The organism is Actinomadura macra NBRC 14102, assembly GCF_001552215.1.
Classification (GTDB): Bacteria; Actinomycetota; Actinomycetes; order Streptosporangiales; family Streptosporangiaceae; genus Spirillospora; species Spirillospora macra.
In genome coordinates this window covers 146,401-164,051 of the sequence record NZ_BCQT01000023.1, presented here as the reverse complement: position 1 = coordinate 164,051, position 17,651 = coordinate 146,401, and the positions used below count along the sequence as shown (strand labels likewise).

Annotated in this window: 16 protein-coding genes; 14 read left to right on the top strand and 2 right to left on the bottom strand. The window is 70.8% G+C overall.

Annotated features, from left to right (window positions below; translation table 11 throughout):
- Position 1 precedes the first annotated feature (1 nt).
- Positions 2-1,318, top strand: coding sequence for a PH domain-containing protein (locus tag AMA02S_RS34010; RefSeq protein ID WP_245667945.1), 1,317 nt, complete (start codon positions 2-4; stop codon positions 1,316-1,318).
- 271 nt (positions 1,319-1,589) lie between these two features.
- On the opposite strand, the gene AMA02S_RS34005 is transcribed toward AMA02S_RS34010, so the two are convergent.
- Positions 1,590-2,225 carry a hypothetical protein gene (locus AMA02S_RS34005; protein ID WP_245667944.1) on the bottom strand — a complete coding sequence of 212 codons (636 nt, stop codon included), beginning with the start codon at positions 2,223-2,225 and terminating at the stop codon, positions 1,590-1,592.
- Here AMA02S_RS34005 and AMA02S_RS34000 point away from each other — a divergent pair.
- Together AMA02S_RS34000 and AMA02S_RS33995 are read left to right on the top strand one after the other, a co-directional pair.
- The gene (locus AMA02S_RS34000; protein WP_245667943.1) at positions 2,215-2,547 is read left to right on the top strand and encodes a MarR family transcriptional regulator; all 333 of its coding nucleotides are present in this window, start codon (positions 2,215-2,217) and stop codon (positions 2,545-2,547) included. The two genes, AMA02S_RS34005 and AMA02S_RS34000, sit on opposite strands and share 11 nt — an antisense overlap.
- Positions 2,548-2,787: 240 nt before the next feature.
- The gene (locus tag AMA02S_RS33995) at positions 2,788-3,996 is read left to right on the top strand and encodes a cytochrome P450 (RefSeq protein WP_245667942.1); all 1,209 of its coding nucleotides are present in this window, start codon (positions 2,788-2,790) and stop codon (positions 3,994-3,996) included.
- A gap of 11 nt (positions 3,997-4,007) precedes the next feature.
- Here AMA02S_RS33995 and AMA02S_RS33990 read toward each other — a convergent pair whose 3' ends face one another.
- On the bottom strand, positions 4,008-5,027 hold the full coding sequence (locus AMA02S_RS33990) for an SAM-dependent methyltransferase (RefSeq protein ID WP_369688423.1): 1,020 nt from the start codon (positions 5,025-5,027) through the stop codon (positions 4,008-4,010).
- A 110-nt stretch (positions 5,028-5,137) separates the two neighbouring features.
- Between AMA02S_RS33990 and AMA02S_RS33985 the strand changes: the two genes are divergently transcribed.
- From AMA02S_RS33985 to AMA02S_RS33935, 11 genes are all read left to right on the top strand, one after another.
- Positions 5,138-6,307 (top strand): sensor histidine kinase, encoded by a 1,170-nt coding sequence (locus tag AMA02S_RS33985; RefSeq protein ID WP_067467009.1) that lies wholly within the window; start codon positions 5,138-5,140, stop codon positions 6,305-6,307.
- Between the two features lie 57 nt (positions 6,308-6,364).
- Complete coding sequence (locus AMA02S_RS33980) at positions 6,365-7,066, top strand: response regulator transcription factor (protein WP_281181944.1); 702 nt, start codon at positions 6,365-6,367, stop codon at positions 7,064-7,066.
- Positions 7,067-7,228: 162 nt separating this feature from the next.
- On the top strand, positions 7,229-7,549 hold the full coding sequence (locus tag AMA02S_RS33975) for a chaplin family protein (protein ID WP_067467006.1): 321 nt from the start codon (positions 7,229-7,231) through the stop codon (positions 7,547-7,549).
- 350 nt (positions 7,550-7,899) lie between these two features.
- Positions 7,900-8,610 carry an ABC transporter ATP-binding protein gene (locus tag AMA02S_RS33970; RefSeq protein ID WP_067467239.1) on the top strand — a complete coding sequence of 237 codons (711 nt, stop codon included), beginning with the start codon at positions 7,900-7,902 and terminating at the stop codon, positions 8,608-8,610.
- Complete coding sequence (locus AMA02S_RS33965; RefSeq protein WP_067467236.1) at positions 8,610-11,162, top strand: ABC transporter permease; 2,553 nt, start codon at positions 8,610-8,612, stop codon at positions 11,160-11,162. Before AMA02S_RS33970 ends, AMA02S_RS33965 begins: the two co-directional genes overlap by 1 nt.
- Positions 11,163-11,567: 405 nt before the next feature.
- The gene (locus AMA02S_RS33960; RefSeq protein ID WP_084265892.1) at positions 11,568-12,509 is read left to right on the top strand and encodes a Rossmann-like and DUF2520 domain-containing protein; all 942 of its coding nucleotides are present in this window, start codon (positions 11,568-11,570) and stop codon (positions 12,507-12,509) included.
- A gap of 52 nt (positions 12,510-12,561) precedes the next feature.
- Positions 12,562-13,443, top strand: a complete 882-nt coding sequence (panC, locus tag AMA02S_RS33955) for a pantoate--beta-alanine ligase (protein WP_174551008.1) — start codon at positions 12,562-12,564, stop codon at positions 13,441-13,443.
- A 1-nt stretch (position 13,444) separates the two neighbouring features.
- Positions 13,445-13,858 (top strand): aspartate 1-decarboxylase, encoded by a 414-nt coding sequence (gene panD, locus AMA02S_RS33950; protein WP_067467000.1) that lies wholly within the window; start codon positions 13,445-13,447, stop codon positions 13,856-13,858.
- Positions 13,859-14,075: 217 nt separating this feature from the next.
- Complete coding sequence (locus tag AMA02S_RS33945; RefSeq protein ID WP_067466997.1) at positions 14,076-15,761, top strand: L-aspartate oxidase; 1,686 nt, start codon at positions 14,076-14,078, stop codon at positions 15,759-15,761.
- Positions 15,758-16,615, top strand: a complete 858-nt coding sequence (gene nadC, locus AMA02S_RS33940) for a carboxylating nicotinate-nucleotide diphosphorylase (RefSeq protein ID WP_067466994.1) — start codon at positions 15,758-15,760, stop codon at positions 16,613-16,615. The genes AMA02S_RS33945 and nadC overlap by 4 nt, the downstream gene beginning before the upstream one ends.
- A gap of 14 nt (positions 16,616-16,629) precedes the next feature.
- On the top strand, positions 16,630-17,412 hold the full coding sequence (locus AMA02S_RS33935; protein ID WP_067466991.1) for a type III pantothenate kinase: 783 nt from the start codon (positions 16,630-16,632) through the stop codon (positions 17,410-17,412).
- The last annotated feature ends 239 nt before the right edge of the window (positions 17,413-17,651 follow it).

The window sequence follows — 17,651 nt, the reverse complement described above, 5'->3', positions numbered from 1 at the left end:
GGTGCGGTTCTCCGAAGGCACTCACAGGCTGCACTGGGCGACCGCCCCGCTGCGTGCGTTCTTCATCCTCATCGTCTACTTCGTCCTGCTCGGCTTCCCGCTACTGCTGACGCAGACGGACGAGGGCATCACCATCGAGCTCACGCCCGAAGTGATCGGCAGGTTCCTGATCGTGAGCGTCCCCATGACCATGATCGCGGTCGTGTCCGGCCTGTGGGCGTGGCGGGGACTGCGATTCCGGGTGGACGGGGACGACCTGGTCGTGGAGACCGGGGTGCTCCGCAAGCGCAAGCGCCGCATACCGCTCTCCCGGGTTCAGGCCATCGACCTCGTCCGCCCGCTGGTCACGCGGATTTTCGCGCTCGCCGAGGTCCGGGTGGAGCTCGCCGGTGGCGAGCAGAGCGAAATTGCGCTGCGCTACCTCGGACGGCATTCCGCGCAGCAGCTCCGGGCCGAACTCCTCGCGCGCGCGGCCGGACTGCCCGGCCACACTCCTGAGGCCCCCGAACGGCACATGTGGCGCGTCCCGTTCGGCGCACTCTTCGGTTCGCTTCTCGTCCGGCTGCCCGTGATCGGGACGATCGTGCTCTTCCTCGCGTCGCTGGTCTTCCTCGTGGCGTACGCGGAGGGCGGCATGCTGGCCGTCGCCATCCCCGCGTTGCTCGGGCTGGTCCGCGCCGTGGTCGCCCCGCTGGTGATGTACGCCAACTTCACGGTCGCGTTGTCGCCGGACGGTGTCCGGCTGCGGTACGGGTTGCTGGAGACCCGCATGCAGACCCTCCCTCCCGGCCGGGTCCAGGCGATCAGCATCGTCGAACCGGCGATCTGGCGCGGCCTCGGCTGGGCACGAGTCGAGGTCACGGTCGCCGGGTACGCGGGCGAGCGGCAGGCCCTGTCTTCCACCCTCCTGCCAGTGGCGCCCCGGCATGTCGCCATGCACCTGGTGTCGCAGGTGTTCCCCGGAACCACCATCGACGCCGTCCCGCTCGTCCCCGCCTCATCGAAGGCCCTGGCGATCGACCGCGCGGACGGTGCGGGCACTGACGATGTCGTCTTCGTGTCTCGCCACGGGTGGCCGTGCCGTCGCACGGACGTCATCGCGCACGCGCGCGCGCAGAGCGTGCGGCTCACGACGAACCCGTTCCAACGGCTCCTGGGGCTGGCGACCGTCCATGTGGACGCGCCTCCAGGGCCGGTCCAGGTCGCCGCCGCAGACCGCGACCTCGGAGAGGCCCGCGCCATCGTCGAGTCGACCGCCCGCCGGGCCCAGGCCGCCCGGCGAGCTTCGGGCGACCCGACCCACTGGGCAGCCCGCTGACCCCGTTATCCACAGAACTTCATTCCACTTCCGTGCCCACCCTCCGCGACCGACCATGGAAGTGGCCGGCCTGCCCGAGGGGGGAGGGCAGGTCGGCCATCGAAATGATCAGAACGCTCACCTGACCGGGCTTCTCGTGACGCCGCATGTTTCGGACGCAAAGTAGATGTTGATCTCTCAGAGTGCGGATGCGGTGCGGCGATGAGCCCCGTCGCGATGAGGAGGTTGCGGCAATTGGCAACATCTTCTTGTGGCCACGGCGGGCACCGGGTCAGGTGGTGAGGGAAATGACTTCGTGAACGCGGGCTGCGAAGGCGCGGGGGAATGCGGTGTTGCCGTTGTGGCCACCGGGGAACTCTGTGAGAGGCACATCCAGGAGGGCGGCCAGTTCCGTTCCGCACTGGTGGTTCCAGGCATCCTTCGAATCGGCGCCGGCAGCGGCGATGATCCGTGTGTTCCTGGCAGCGATGGTGACTTCGTCGTGACCGAGGGTGCTGCGGCGGAGTTCGCTCACGTCGTTGGTCAGGTAGTAGGTCATGTTGGCTGCGCGGTCTTCGGTCATGGGCACAGTGGTGACACCGGACTCGGTCTTCATGTTGGCGGGATCAAGGCCGGTGGCCGCCGCGACCTTGGCGATGGCCTCGCGCCAGCCGCCTTCACGCGCGGCGGCCTCGATGTCGGCGAGAGTGCGGTCGATCTTCGCGCGGTCCACCGGAGGGAGCAGGCCGGGAGCCGCCGCATGCATCAATAGTGATGCATCTAGGACGATGTAAGTTGAAGGCGTGAACGGAGTCGAGCTGTTCTTGTTGGGGCGGACCTTGATGAAGGTCGGCGAGGAGGCCATGCCGGCGGCGCGTGGCGAGAGGCCTGGGGGGACCCGGGCCGTCCTGATCGTGTTGAGCGACATCGTCGCGCATCCGGACAGCGCCGTCGGTGAGATCGCCGAGCGCACCGGGCTGCCGCAGAGTCAGGTCTCGACCGCGGTCGCACGGCTCAGGGAGGCGGGCTCGGTGGTGACGGCGCCGGACCCGGGCGACCGCCGGCGGTCCTTGGTACGCCGGGCGGACGAGACGTCCGAAAGGGTGGCCGAAGTGCGGGCGACCAGTATTGACGCGGCACTGACGACCGCCCTTGACGGTCCGGAACACCTTGCGGAGGTGACGGCGGCGCTGGAGATTCTGGTGCGTCATCTCTCGCCCGCGTCCGTCGTTCATCTGCGTTCCGGCTGATCAGGAGCGTCGTCGTCGTTTCGCGGCGAGTCCGGTGAAGTCGTTCGTACGTGAGGGCGCCTCGATGCGGGCACGGTCTCCGTGTAGAGGGTTTGTACTGATTCTCGGGTAGGTGTCCTGCGGGACGGGCTTGTGGGGGATTGTGGACGGGTTCGGGGCATCCCAGGGTTCCGAACCTTGCGGACGGTGTGGGGGTTTTGGGTAGGGCCAAGAGACGGGTTCGGGGCTTATCGTCAGGGCATGAGCGAAATGGTCTATGACCCGTGGTCGCCGGAGTTTGTAGCGGATCCTTATCCGGTGTTCGAGTGGCTGCGTCGAGAACGGCCGGTGTACTTGGACGAGGCCACGGGCCAATGGGTGATCAGCCGGTACGAGGACGTGAACGGGCTGCTGCGGGACAGGCGGCTCGGGCGAACGTACCTGCACGTCGCCGGCCATGAGGAGTTCGGGCAGGAGCCGGAGGCGGCGTTCCTCAAACCGTTCTGGGATCTCGTCCGGGCCGGGATGCTCGACATGGAGCCGCCCACGCACACCCGGCTGCGGCGGTTGGTCTCCAAGGCGTTCACCGCGCGGATGGTCGAGGGTCTGCGGCCGATGATCCAGCGGCTTGCCGCGGAGCTGGCGGGTGAACTGGCGGCCAAGGGCGGCGGCGATCTGCTCGCCGAGGTCGCGGAGCCGCTGCCGGTGAACGTCATCGCCGAGATGCTCGGGGTTCCAGTGGGGGACCGGCACCTGCTGCGGCCCTGGTCGGCCGACATCTGCGGCATGTACGAGCTCAATCCGTCCGAGGAGGTGCAGCGGGCGGCCGTCCGGGCCGCCGCCGAGTTCTCCGAGTACCTGCGCGAGCTGTCACGGTCCCGGCGGAACGAGCCGCAGAACGACCTCATCAGTGCGCTCGCCCAGGTCGTCGACGACGGGGACCGGCTCACCGAGGACGAGCTAATCGGCACCTGCGTCCTGCTGCTCAACGCCGGGCATGAGGCAACGGTCAACTCGACCGGGAACGGCTGGTGGGCGCTGTTCCGCCACCCCGATGAGCTGGCGCGGCTGCGGGCCGACCCGTCGCTCGTCCCGACGGCCGTCGAGGAGTTGCTGCGGTATGACACGCCGGCGCCGATGTTCGAGCGCTGGGTGCTGGAGGACATCAAGGTCGGCGGGGTCGACATTCCCCGCGGGGCCGAGGTCGCGTTGCAGTTCGCCTCCGCCAACCGTGATCCGGAGGTGTTCGCCGACCCGGACCGGCTCGACCTCGGCCGGGACCCGAACCCGCACATCACGTTCGGCCTCGGCATCCACTACTGCCTGGGCGCGCCCTTGGGCCGGATCGAGCTCGCCGAGTCCTATGGCGCGCTCCTGCGGGCGGCGCCCGATCTGCGGCTGGCCACCGAGCCGAAGTGGAAGCCCGGCTTCGTCCTGCGCGGCCTGGAGGCCCTGCACGTCGAACGGTGACGCGGGCGTGCTCAGCCCGGCGCGGCCAGGGAGGCGGGCAGGGGAATGGTGACGGTCTGGGCCAGCCAGCCGAAGCCGCCCAGGCCGGCGGGGTCGGTCAGCTCGGCGTCCTCGCCGGCGTGACAGAGGGCGGTGAGGTAGGCGCGGGGGTCGCGGTGGGCAAGATCGATCGGCGGGCGGACGCCGGACAGGCCGAGGCTGCGCAGAGCGGCGCGCTGGGTGGTCAGCCGGCTGGACGTGGCGCCCGCGCGTTCGCCCGCGAGGGCGCACGCGTCGAGAGCGACGTGCGCGGTGACGTCGCATGACCCGTCCGGGACGGCGGGGACGGTCGAACCGTCGCGGTAGCCGGTCAGTGTCCCGGACAGCGGACGGGAGCCGAAGGCGTGTGAGTAGTCCACGGCCACGGCGAGGCCGCTGCGGACCCGTCCTATGACCGAGGCCCATGCGGCGCAGCGCGGATGACCGATCTCGGCACGGTCGCCTGGTTCGGGCAAGGGCCACCAGCGTTCCAGCCAGTCGCGGTCCTCGTCGGTGGGGTCAGGGCCGGTGCGTTCGGCTCCGCTGGACGGGTCGACCAGGACGGTCCGGATACCGTCCGGGGTGCGTTCGACCACGTCCAGCGGGATGTTGTCGAGCCACTCGTTGGCGACCACGAGCCCGGTGATCTCCGGTGGGAGGTCCGGGCGCCAGGCGATCGGGGCCGGGAGTTCGGGGGGCCGGGGGGCGATCTCGACGGCGGTCGGCGCGAGCCGGTCGGCGAGACCGGGGGGTAGGCAGGCCAGGATGTTGGCGAGGAGCCGGCCCGAGCCGGCGCCCACGTCCACGAGGTCGAGCCGGTTCGGGCGGCCGAGCGCGGTGTCGACCTCGACCAGCAGGCGGGCGATGGCCGCGGCGAAGCGCGGGGAGGCGTGCACGGAGGTGCGGAAGTGCTCGGACGGGCACTCACCGCGGCGGTAGAAGCCGCCGTCCCCGTACAGGGCCCGCTCCATCGCGGTGCGCCATGTCAGCCATTCGGTCACCAACGCCGCCACTTATGTGACGTTACCGTGCGTGGCCTCGCAGGGCGGGCCATCCCTGCGGCGGATCCGGCTCCAACTTCCGGCTGATCCGAGGCTGACCTGCGTGTACATACGCTATCGGCATGGTCGGCAGGTTCTGGGAGTGGCTGCGGGGCAAAAAGCCGCTGGTCGATGCGTTCCTCATCGTGCCGGTCATGATCCTGTCGCTTCCGGAGCTGCTCAACGGGGGGCCGGGAACAGACACGCTCTGGTTGGTGACGGCCGCGCTGCTGGCCCCGCTGGTCCTACGCCGCACGTTCCCCCGGACGGTCTTCGCCGTGATCGCGCTGGTGTCGTTCGTCCAGTGCGTCGAGGGTTTCAGGATCGCCCCGGCGAATATCGCGGTCCTGATCGGCGTCTACACGGTCGCGGCCGGGTGCGCGTTCCGGTGGGGGTTGGCGGCGGCGCTGGTGGCGGAGGTGGGGACGGTCATGGCGACCGTCCAGTACTCGCAAGGCGGTGACGACAGGAAGACCACGTTCGTCGTGCTGACAGTGCTGGTGGCGGGTGTGTGGGTTCTCGGCCTGCACATGCGGACGCGCCGCGCCTACCTGCGGTCGGTGGAGGAGCGGGCCGAGCGGCTGGAGCGCGAGCGTGATGCCGAGGTCCAGATGGCGATGTCCGCCGAGCGGGCCCGCATCGCTCGCGAGCTGCACGACGTCATCGCCCACAACGTCAGTGTGATCGTGGTGCAGGCCGACGGCGCGTCCTACGCGATCGACACCGATGTCGGTCGGGCCCGTCAGGCGCTGGAGACGATCTCCTCGACCGGGCGGCTGGCGTTGGCGGAGATGCGGCGGCTGCTCGGCGTGCTGCGGGAGAGCGACGATGTGGGGGCGTACGCGCCGCAGCCGGGGGTCGAACAGCTGGACGAGCTGGTCGAGCAGGTCCGTTCCTCAGGGCTGCCCGTGACGTTCGAGGTGGACGGCGCGCCCGCGTCGATGTCGGAGGGGAGGCAGCTCACGGTGTTCCGGATCGTCCAGGAGGCCCTGACCAATACGCTCAAGCACGGTGGCTTGCAGGTGGCTGCGGACGTGCGGCTGCGCTATGGGGGTGACGCCGTGGAGGTCCGGGTCGTGGACGACGGCCGTGGTGCCGCGGCCACCGATGACGGTCGCGGCCACGGTCTGGTGGGGATGCGGGAGCGCGCGGCCGTGTACGGGGGCAGTGTCCGGGCGGCGCCGCGGCCGGGAGGCGGTTTCGAGGTGGTCGCGCGGATCCCGATTCGTGAGGATGGCCGCGTGATCGGGTGATGCGGGCTGTCCGGGGTGGTAGGGCTTGGCGACGGTGATCGGTTCTTGGGAGGCAGGGTGGACGAGGTGGACGAGGTGGACGAGGCGCCGATCCGGGTGGTCCTGGTCGATGATCAGGAACTGGTGCGGGCCGGGTTCCGGATGGTGCTGGACGCGCAGCCCGACATCGAGGTCGTCGGCGAGGCCGCCGACGGTCGGCAGGCGCTCGACCTGCTGCGCGTGACCCGGACCGACGTCGTCCTGATGGACGTGCGGATGCCGCGGATGGACGGCATCGAGGCGACCAGGCGCGTCGTCGCCGCGTCCGGCCCGAAGGTGATCATCCTGACGACGTTCGACCTGGACGAGTACGCGTTCGCGGCGATCAAGGCCGGCGCGGGCGGGTTCCTGTTGAAGGACGCCGGCCCGGCGCAGCTGATCGAGGCGATCAAGTCGGTGCACTCGGGTGACGCGGTGGTGGCGCCGAGCACGACCAAACGGCTGCTGGACCGGTTCGCGCTGCATCTGCCGGATGCGGAGGAGAAGGCGATCGGCGCGCTGGAGAGCCTCACCGACCGGGAGAACGAGGTGCTGGGCCTGGTCGCGCGCGGGATGTCCAACGCGGAGATCGCCGAGCGGCTGTATGTGTCGGAGGCGACCGTCAAGACGCACATGGGGCGGATCTTGATGAAGCTGGGCCTCCGAGACCGGGTGCAGGCGGTCGTCTTCGCCTACGAGACAGGTCTGGTCAGAAGCGGCCAAAGAGGTAACTCTCTGTAATAGAAATGTTGCTCCTTGGCGGCTATTTTCCACCAACTTGGAGCATTCACTTCTGTTGCCAGAAAGTAACTGGGTAACTACCGTACGCGACGCCCTCCGTCCGGAGGGCGTCGGCACTGTCAATCGGGTCCACTGCACAACCCGACGTACGGGAGGATTCTCGTGATCAAGAAGCTTGCCGCCACCGGCATCCTGGGCTTTGCCGTCGCCGGCGCCGCCCTCGCCGCCGGACCTGCCTACGCCGGCGGGCCCGACCACGGGCACGACCACGGGCACGACCACGGCCACGGCCACGGGCACGGGCACGGGCACGGCCATGACGGCCACTTCTCGAACAACCACACCAGTGGCAACTTTTCGATCCTGGGCGGCAACCAGGTCTTCGCCCCGATCTCAGTTCCGGTCAACGTCTGCGGCAACGCCGTGGCCGTCGTCGGCATCGCGGGGGCGAGTTGCAAGGGCGGCGCTTTCGTCGACAACTGAATCGCCGATCCACCACCGCCGGGCGCCCAGGCCGGATCCTCGGCGATCGTGACCGTCCGCGCGAGTGCCCGGCGGTGCGAATGCCGGGAGTCCCACCGGGGCTCCCGGCATTCGCACGTCCGGCGTCGGCGCGTCGGTGTAATGGCTGATGGCTTCGTACGTCTCAGGTCGTACGGGCCGTGGTGGACGCGCCGCAAGGCTGACCTGAAGCGTGGCCGCGGGGCTGATGGCGGGGAGCGCGCCGATTCCTAGCGTTGAGCAGGATCGTCCGCATCCACGAAGGAGTCGCCGTGACCAGCACGTTCACCAGCCCGCAGGGGAGGAACCCCGACGCCTCCACGGCGGCCGTCATGGCCGACGGCGTGTCGAAGGTGTACGGGTCCGGCGACGCGGCCGTGCACGCGCTGCGCGGCGTCAGCATCGGATTCGTCAGCGGCGTGTTCACCGCGATCATGGGTCCGTCCGGGTCGGGGAAGTCCACGCTGATGCACTGCCTGGCGGGGCTGGACACCGTCACCAGCGGGCGGATCATGCTCGGCGACGCCGAGATCACCGGGCTGAGCGACCGGCAGCTGACGCTGCTGCGCCGCGACCGGGTCGGGTTCGTCTTCCAGGCGTTCAACCTGCTGCCCACGCTGACCGCCGAGCAGAACATCCGGCTGCCGCTCGACCTCGCCGGCCGCAAGGCGGATCAGGCGTGGTTCGACCAAGTCGTGGATGTGGTGGGGCTGCGCGACCGGCTCGGCCACCGGCCGAGCGAGCTATCGGGCGGCCAGCAGCAGCGGGTCGCGTGCGCGCGTGCGCTCGTCGCCCGGCCCGATGTGATCTTCGCGGACGAGCCGACCGGCAACCTCGACTCCCGCTCCGGCGCGGAGGTGCTCGGCTTCCTGCGCGCCTCCGTGCGGGAGATGGGCCAGACGATCGTCATGGTGACCCACGACCCGGTCGCCGCGTCGTACGCCGACCGGGTGGTGTTCCTGCGCGACGGGGAGATCGTCTCCGAGATCGTCCAGCCGACCCCGGACGCGGTGCTCGACCAGCTCAAGAGGCTGGGGGCGTGATGCTGAAGACGACGCTGGCGGGCCTGCTCGCGCACAAGCTGCGCCTGCTGCTGACCGCCGTGGCCATCACGCTCGGCGTGGGTTTCATCTCGGGCACGTTCGTCCTGACCGACACGATGGACAAGGGGGTCGCCAAGACCTTCGCGCGGTCGGCCGGAAAGGTGGACGCCGCGGTCCTGCCCGGGCCCAATGCGCCGATCGAGCCGGGTGGTTCGGACGGGCAGGGCGGTTCGGACGAGCCGGGGGTCCCCACCGATGTCCTCCGCCGAGTCCAGGCGCTGCCGGGGGTGACCGAGGTGCAGGGCGCGGTGCGCGGGGACGCCGCACTGGTCGGCAGGGACGGCAAGACGATCGGCGACTTCCCGACCGCGGGGATCTCGGTGCAGGCCGGGCGGCTGCTGCGTGTCGAGGTCGAGAAGGGGCGCCCGCCGTCCGGGCCGACCGAGGCCGTGCTGAGCACGCGGGCCGCCGAACGGACGGCGTTCAAGGTCGGGGACGCGGTGACGGTCCTGGACCATGACGGCCGGCCGCATCGCTTTTCGGTCGTCGGCATCGTTGACTTCGGCATCGACCAGGAAGCGGACGCACAGGGCGCCGTAGGCTTCGACGCCGCGACGACCCTGGCGATGACGGGCGCGAAGTACTACGAGGAGATCGACGTCCTCGGCGCGGACAAGGCGGCGGTCGCCGCGGCGGTCGGCGGGTCGTACCGCGTCTACACCGGCGACGAACTGGCGAAGAAGCTCGCCAAGGAGGCGGGTGCCGACACCGAGATCATCCGGGCCGGGCTGCTGATCTTCGGTCTGGTGGCGATGTTGGTCTCCGCGCTCGTCATCTACAACACGTTCTCGATCCTGATCGCGCAGCGGATGCGGGAGATGGCGCTGCTGCGCTGTGTCGGCGCGACCCGCCGGCAGGTGTTCGGCGGCGTCCTGGTCGAGTCGGCGGTGGTCGGGCTGGTCGGCTCGCTGCTCGGCATCGTCGCGGGCGTCGGGCTCGGCGCGGGCGCGGTCGCGGGGATCGGGCGGCTCACCACGCAGGTTCCGGTGGAAGGGCTGGCCCTCGCCGGACGCACCGTCGCGATCGGCCTGACGGTGGGCGTCGTCGTGACCGTCCTGTCGGCGCTGCTGCCCGCCCGCGCCGCCACCCGCGTCGCGCCGGTCGCGGCGCTGCGTTCGGAACTGGAGCCGGGCACCGGGCGGTTCCGGCTGGGGCTCGTCCGGACCGCGCTGACGATCCTGCTCGCGGTGGCCGGGATCGCGCTGAGCCTGCTCGGAACCTTCCAGATGCCGAAGGGCACGGGTGCGATGTACACCGTCGCGCTCGCGGGCGGGGTGTTCTTCCTCGCGGTGATCGCGGGGATGCCCGCCCTGGTGCGGCCGTTCGGGCGCGTCGCCGGAGCGTTGCCCGCGCGGCTGGGCGGGGTGCCGGCACGGCTGGCGGTGGAGAACGCGCGCCGTACCCCGCGCCGCACGGCCACGACGACGATCGCGCTGACCGTGGGCGTCGGCCTGATGAGCCTGTTCGCGGTGATCGCCGCCAGTGGCAAGGCCACCTCCACCCGCTCGCTGGCCGAGCAGTACCCGGTGGAGTTCCAGGTGCAGGCGCGCAACGGCCATGAAGCCGGCCAGACGCCGCACGCGCTCACCGAGGCGCTGCGCAAGCGGACGGAGTTCTCGCTCGTCTTCGAGCTTCTCAGCAAGGACGCGCAGGTCGGGAGCAGGAAAGCCGAGGTCGCGACGGTGACCGGTCCGGCGCTCGGGACCGTCCTGAAGCCCCGCCTCGTGGACGGGTCGGCGGCGGCGCTGCGGCCGGCCGGGCTCACGCCGGGGACCGCGGTCGTGGAGAAGAAGTTCGCGGACCGGGGACACCTGCGGACCGGTGAGACCGTCCAGGTCAAGACCGCGCACGGCACCGTCCCCGTGAAGATCGTCGCCATAGTCTCCACACCGGCGCCGGTCGGCGAGGTCCTGGTGCCCGAGGCGGACTTCACCCGGTACTTCAGCCTGCCGGACGAGTCGACCATCTACGTCAAGGACCGGGACGGAGTGCCCGCCGACACGGCGCGCAGGATCGTCGAGGACGCTGCGCGGCCCTACCCGACCGCGAAGGTGTTCTCGTCCGCGGAGTTCGAGGAGAGCGTCAGCAACGCGATCGACATGATCTTGATGATCTTCGGTGGGCTGCTCGGTCTGGCGATCGTCATCGCGCTGTTCGGCATCGCGAACACGCTGACGCTCTCGGTCGTGGAGCGGACGCGCGAGTCGGCGCTGCTGCGGGCGCTCGGTCTCACCAAGCGTCAGCTTCGCCGGATGCTGTCGGTCGAGGCCCTGGTCATGGCCGTGATCGGGGCGTCCACGGGGGTCGTTCTCGGGGTGGCGTTCGGCTGGGCGGCGACCCACGCGATGTCGGAGACCTCGGTCTTCTCGCTGCCCTACCTCCAGGTCACCGGTTTCGTGGGGCTGGCCGGGGCCGCCGGGATGATCGCGGCGGTCATGCCCGCCCGCCGTGCCGCCAAGGCGTCGATCGTGGAGTCCCTGGCCACCGACTGACCGCCCGCCGGATCGCATCACGCTGCGTGATCGGCTGGGAGAGGGGACGGGCGGGCTCCGCCCCACCGCGGGGACGACTCGCCGCGGTGGGGCGGAGGGGATGCGGACGGCCCCGGCGCGGTGAAGGCGGGTCCGATCCTTGACCGCGGGCCCTCTGCCGTGGTGTGCGGGCCGGGCGGGGCACCTTTGCGACCCTCACTCCAACTTCACTCTGAGTGACAATGTCGCCACGAGTCGGAAGTGGCATCGCCGATGTGTGATGGTGTTCCGGGCGCGGGTAGTGTCCGCGCCCCGCAAGGTCGTATCGCAAGGTCGCATCGCAAGCCCCGCCGGACGCCGGGCCCAGGACTCGCGGGTACATTGGGTCGCGCACGTCCGGTACCTACCGAGGACTGGAACGAACAGATGGATCCACACGTCACGCCCGCTTCCGCCACGCCCGGAAACGGGCCGGACGGCGGGACCGAACGCCCCGAGGACAGGCCGGCGCGGCTGTCGGTCGGCGTCGTGGGCGCCGGACGGGTCGGGACGGCGCTCGGCGCCGCGCTCGTCCAGGCCGGGCACCGCGTCGTGGCCGCGGCGGCGGTGTCCGAACGGTCGCGGGCGCGGGTGGCGGAGCGCCTGCCCGGCGTCGACGTCGTGACCCCGCACGAGGTCGTGGCGGCCGCCGACCTGGTCCTGCTGACCGTCCCCGACGACGCGCTCCCCGAACTGGCCGCCGGTCTCGTCGCCGCCGGCGTCCCGGTCACGGGCAAGCTGGTGCTGCACACGAGCGGCCGGTACGGGGCGTCCGTCCTGGACCCGGTCACGCGGGCAGGTGCGCTGCCGCTCGCCCTCCACCCGGTCATGACGTTCACCGGGCGCCCCGACGACGTCAACCGCCTCACCGGCATCTCCTTCGGCGTCACCGCGCCCGAGCCGCTGCGTCCGGTCGCGGAGGCGCTGGTCCTGGAGATGGGCGGGGAACCGGTGTGGATCACCGAGGAGCGTCGCCCGCTCTACCACGCGGCTCTGGCCGGTGGTGCGAATCATCTGGTCACGCTGGTCGTCGAGGCGATGGACCTGCTGCGCGAGGCGGGGGTCGCCGAGCCGGCCCGGATGCTCGGTCCGCTGCTCGGCGCGGCGCTCGACAACGGGCTGCGTCTCGGCATCGGCGGGCTCACCGGGCCCGTCGCCCGCGGTGACGCGGGGACGGTGGCCGACCATGTCGCCGAGGTGGGGCGAGTGTCACCCGAGAGCCGCCGCGTATACGTGGCGCTGGCCCGGTTGACCGCCGACCGGGCGCTCGGTGCCGGACTGCTGAAGCCCGAGGACGCCGAGCGGCTCCTCGAAGCACTGGCCGACTGACAGCGAAGATGTGGATGAGCCCGGCGTGACCCGGACCGATCAGGGAGGATCCGTGAGCGAGGGTGCGAGGAAGCCGGTCGTCGCCGAGACCCGTGAGGAACTGTCCGCCGTCCGGTCGGCGGTGGAGGGGACCCTCGCGCTCGTCCCGACGATGGGCGCGCTGCACGAGGGGCACCGGTCGCTGATCCGCATGGCCCGGCAGAGCGCGGACGTGGTGGCGGTGAGCATCTTCGTCAATCCGCTCCAGTTCGGGCCGGGCGAGGACTTCGACCGCTACCCGCGGACGTTCGCCGCCGACCTCCAGGCGTGCGCGGACGAGGGCGCGGATGTGGTGTTCGCGCCGTCCCGCGAGGTGATGTATCCGGCGGAGCCGCAGGTCACGCTGAGGTCGGGGCCGATGGGCGCCCGGGTGGAGGGCGTGACGCGGCCCGGCCATTTCGACGGCATGCTCACGGTCGTGCTGAAGCTGCTGAACCTGGTGCGCCCGGACGTCGCGGTCTTCGGCGAGAAGGACGCGCAGCAACTGGCGATGATCCGCCGGATGGTCGCCGACCTGAACGTGCCGGTGGAGATCGTCGGCCATCCGACCGTCCGGGAGCCGGACGGGCTGGCGCTGTCGAGCCGCAACCGGTACCTGTCCGCGGCGGAGCGCGGTACGGCCCTCGCGTTGTCGCGGGCGCTGCGGGCGGGCGAGGCGGCCGTCCAGGGCGGCCCGGACGCGATCAGGGGCGCGGCCCGTGCCGTCCTCGACACGGCCGTCCACGCCGCGCCGCCGCTCGGGCTCGACTACCTCGTCCTCGTGGACCCGGCGACGTTCGTCGAGGTCACGGCGGCCCACCATGGTCCGGCCGTGCTCGCGGTGGCCGGCCGGGTCGGCGCGACCCACCTGATCGACAACCTTCCCCTCCAGCTCGGCAGCCCGAAGGAGCGCTGAAATGTTCCGGACGATGTTCAAGTCGAAGATCCACCGTGCCACGGTGACGCAGGCGGACCTGCACTACGTCGGGTCGCTGACCATCGACGAGGATCTGATGGACGCCGCCGACCTGCTGCCCGGCGAGCAGGTGCACGTGGTGGACATCGACAACGGCGCCCGCCTGGAGACCTATCTGATCGCGGGCGAGCGCGGGTCCGGTGTGATCGGCATCAACGGGGCGGCGGCGCGGCTGGTGCAGCCCGGCGACCTGGTGATCATCATTAGTTACGCGCAGCTCAGCGACGCCGAGGCGCGCGAGTTCCGGCCGAGCGTCGTGCATGTCGACCGTTCCAACAAGATCGTCTCGCTCGGCTCCGACCCTGCTGAGCCCGTGCCCGGCGGGTCCGGCGTGCGCGGTGACCTCGTCCGCTGATCCGCTGTCGCTGATCCGCCGTCGCCGTCGCCGTCGCCGACTCGTCGATTCGCCGATTCGCCCGTGAGCGGCCGCGCACCGGCCGGTGTGCGGTCGTTCCGCGGGGCGCCTCCCCGTCTTCACCGAATGTGACTTACGTCCGAAAACGGGACCGGCCATGGGAGCTTTCCGGGGTTAATGTCACAATGACGAGAACCGAAACCCCCGAGGAGGGCTCGTGATCCCTTCCGTTCTGGCGGCCCCCGCCCCCGGCTGGACCACCGAGACCGACGTCGTCGTCATCGGATCCGGTATCGCCGGCCTGGTGACCGCGCTGCGCTGCCGGCCGCACGGGCGGGTGCTGCTGGTCACCAAGGCATTGCTGGACGCGGGATCGACCCGCTGGGCGCAGGGTGGGATCGCCGCCGCGCTGGCCCCCGACGACAGCCCCGGCGAGCATCTCGCCGACACCCTCACCGCCGGGGTCGGCCTGTGCGACGAGGACGCCGTCCGCGCCCTCGTCACCGAAGGGCCGGGCGCCGTCCGGGGGCTCATCGACCTCGGCGCCGCGTTCGACCGGGCCAGCGGCGGCGGCATCGCGCTCACCCGCGAGGGCGGCCACCACCGGCGCCGCATCGCCCATGCGGGCGGTGACGCGACCGGTGCCGAGATCAGCCGGGCCCTGCTCGCCGCGCTCAAGGACTCCGGCGTCGAGGTCATCGAACACGCCCTGGTCCTGGACCTGCTCCGGGACGCGGCCGGACGTGCCACCGGTATCACCCTGCACGTCATGGGCGAGGGCCAGCCGGGCGGTGTCGGCGCCGTCCGGGCCCGCGCCGTCGTGCTCGCCACCGGCGGTCTCGGCCAGGTGTTCTCCGCCACGACCAATCCCGAGGTGTCGACGGGCGACGGTGTCGCGCTCGCGCTGCGCGCCGGCGCCGCCGTCACCGACCTGGAGTTCGTCCAGTTCCACCCGACGGTGCTGTGGCTCGGCGAGGGCGCGACGGGGCAGCAACCGCTGATCTCGGAGGCGGTCCGCGGCGAGGGCGCGCACCTCGTCGATCACACGGGCGCACGTTTCATGTCCGGACGCCACGAACTCGCCGAGCTCGCGCCGCGCGACGTCGTCGCCAAGGGGATCATGAACCGGATGCGCGAGACCGGCGCGTCCCACATGCTCCTGGACGGGCGGCACCTCGGGGCGACGATGTGGGAGAACCGGTTCCCCACCATCCTCGCCGCTTGCCGGCACCACGGAATCGACCCGGTGACGGAGCCGATCCCCATCGTCCCGGCCGCGCACTACGCGAGCGGAGGCGTCCGTACAGACCTCTACGGGCGGACATCCGTGCCGGGCCTCTATGCGTGTGGCGAGGTCGCCTGTACGGGCGTCCACGGCGCTAACAGGCTCGCCTCCAACTCTCTCTTGGAAGGGCTCGTCTTCGCTGGACGCATAGCCACCGCGCTCTCAGCCGACCTCACCGCTCTGGTATCGGACGAGCCCTCCATGGGCGACTCGTCGGACGCCTCGCCCGTAGGTGGCGCGCGCGCAGACGGCCTGCTTGCCCCGAGCACACGCGGGGACGTTCAGCGCATCATGACGTCCTCTGTGGGAGTGCTACGCGGCGCCGAGGGGCTCGCTGCGGCGGCACGTGAACTGGCCGACCTGCCCATCCGCTCCGGCGCCGACGTCCGGCCGGGCGTGGAGGCGTGGGAGGCCACCAACCTGCACACCGTCGCGTCCGCGATCGTGGCCGCGGCGCAGCGTAGGGAGGAGACCCGGGGCAGCCACTGGCGGGAGGACTTTCCCGAACGCGCCGACGCGATGTGGCGCGGCCACCTCGTCACGCGCCTGGACGGTAACACCCTTACGACGACCTACGAACCCTGGCGACAGAGCCGACGGGAAGGAGATCGCGGATGACACCGGAGCTGGAGGAGGCGCTCAGGGCCGCCGGGCTCGATCCACAGGCTGTGGAAAACCTTGTCCAGACGGCGCTGGCCGAGGACGGCGAGGTGGATGTCACCAGCGAGCCGATCTTCGCACCCCAGGACACCTCGACCGGGGACTTCACCGCCCGCGAGGCCGGCACCGTCGCGGGCGTCCCGGTCGCCTCGGTCGTGTTCGAACTGCTGGGCATCACCTACGAGACGAAGGTCGCGGACGGGGAGCGCGTCGTCCCCGGCCAGATCCTCATCTCGGTCGGCGGCCCGACCCGGGCCGTACTGCGCGCCGAGCGGACGGCCTTGAACCTGCTGACCCACCTGTCCGGAATCGCGACCGCCGCCCGCCGCTGGACGGACGCGATGGAGGGCACCACGGCCAAGGTCCGCGACACGCGCAAGACCCTGCCCGGCTTGCGCGCATTGCAGAAGTACGCGGTGCACTGCGGCGGCGGGGTCAACCACCGGATGGGACTGCACGACTCCGCGCTCATCAAGGACAACCACATCGCCGCCGCCGGAAGCATCACCAAGGCGTACGAGGCCATCCGCGTCGTCTACCCGTCCCTGCACGTCCAGGTGGAGTGCGACACGCTCGGTCAGGTCGAGGAGGCCCTCACGGCCGGCGCCCGCTCGATCCTGCTCGACAATATGACGGACGCCGAAATGTCAGAAGCGGTCAGGCTTGTGGCAGGGCGGGCGGAACTGGAGGCCAGCGGTGGGCTTACCCTGGACAGGGCCCGAGACGTCGCCGTGACCGGCGTGGACTACCTTGCGGTCGGCGCGCTGACGCACTCGGCGCGCGTGTTCGACATCGGCCTTGACTTCTCCTGACCAGCGGGGACCTGATGCTGCTCACCATCGACGTCGGTAACACCCATACCGTCCTCGGCCTGTTCGAGGGCGATGAGGTGATCGAGCACTGGAGGATCAACACCGATCCCCGGCGGACCGCCGATGAGATCGCGGTGGTCCTGCAAGGCCTCGTCCAGCAGAGCCCATTGCTCGCCGAGACCGACATCAGCGGCATCGCGCTGTGCTCCACCGTCCCGTCCGTCCTGCACGAGATGCGGGAGATGTGCCGCCGCTACTACGGCGACGTGTCCGCGGTGATCGTGGAACCGGGGGTCAAGACCGGGGTGCCCGTCCGGATGGACAACCCCAAGGAGGTCGGGGCCGACCGGATCGTGAACGCGCTGGCCGCCGTGCACCTGCACGGCGGGCCCGCGATCGTGGTCGACTTCGGCACCGCCACCACGTTCGACGCCGTCTCCGCCAAGGGCGAGTACGTGGGCGGCGCCATCGCGCCCGGCATCGAGATCTCGATCGACGCGCTGTCGTCGCGCGGCGCCCAGCTCCACAAGATCGAGCTGGTCAGGCCCCGCAGCGTGGTCGCCAAGAACACCGTCGAGGCGCTCCAGTCGGGGATCATCTTCGGTTTCGCCGGGCAGGTCGACGGCATCGTCGAGCGGATGTCGGAGGAACTGGCGGACGTGCCGGAGGAGGTCACGATCATCGCGACCGGTGGCCTCGCGCCACTCGTCCTGGAGGAGTCCCGCAGCATCGACGTGTTCGAGCCGTGGCTGACCCTCGTCGGCCTCCGCCTCATCTACCAGCGGAACACTCCCTGACCACCCTCAGGACGCACTGACGTCCAGGGGCAGTACAACCAGCCGAACCCGTCGAACTAGCCGAACCCGTCGAACCCGTCGAACCCTCGGACCCACCGGGCGCGCGGGTTCGCGCGCCGGGCGCGCGGACCCGTGAAAGCGGTTCGCGGGGCATCGGACGGGCTCGATAGCCTTGAGGCGTGAGTGACGAGACCAACGACACCGCTTCCAAGGGGGACTCCTCCGGCGCCGGGCGGGAC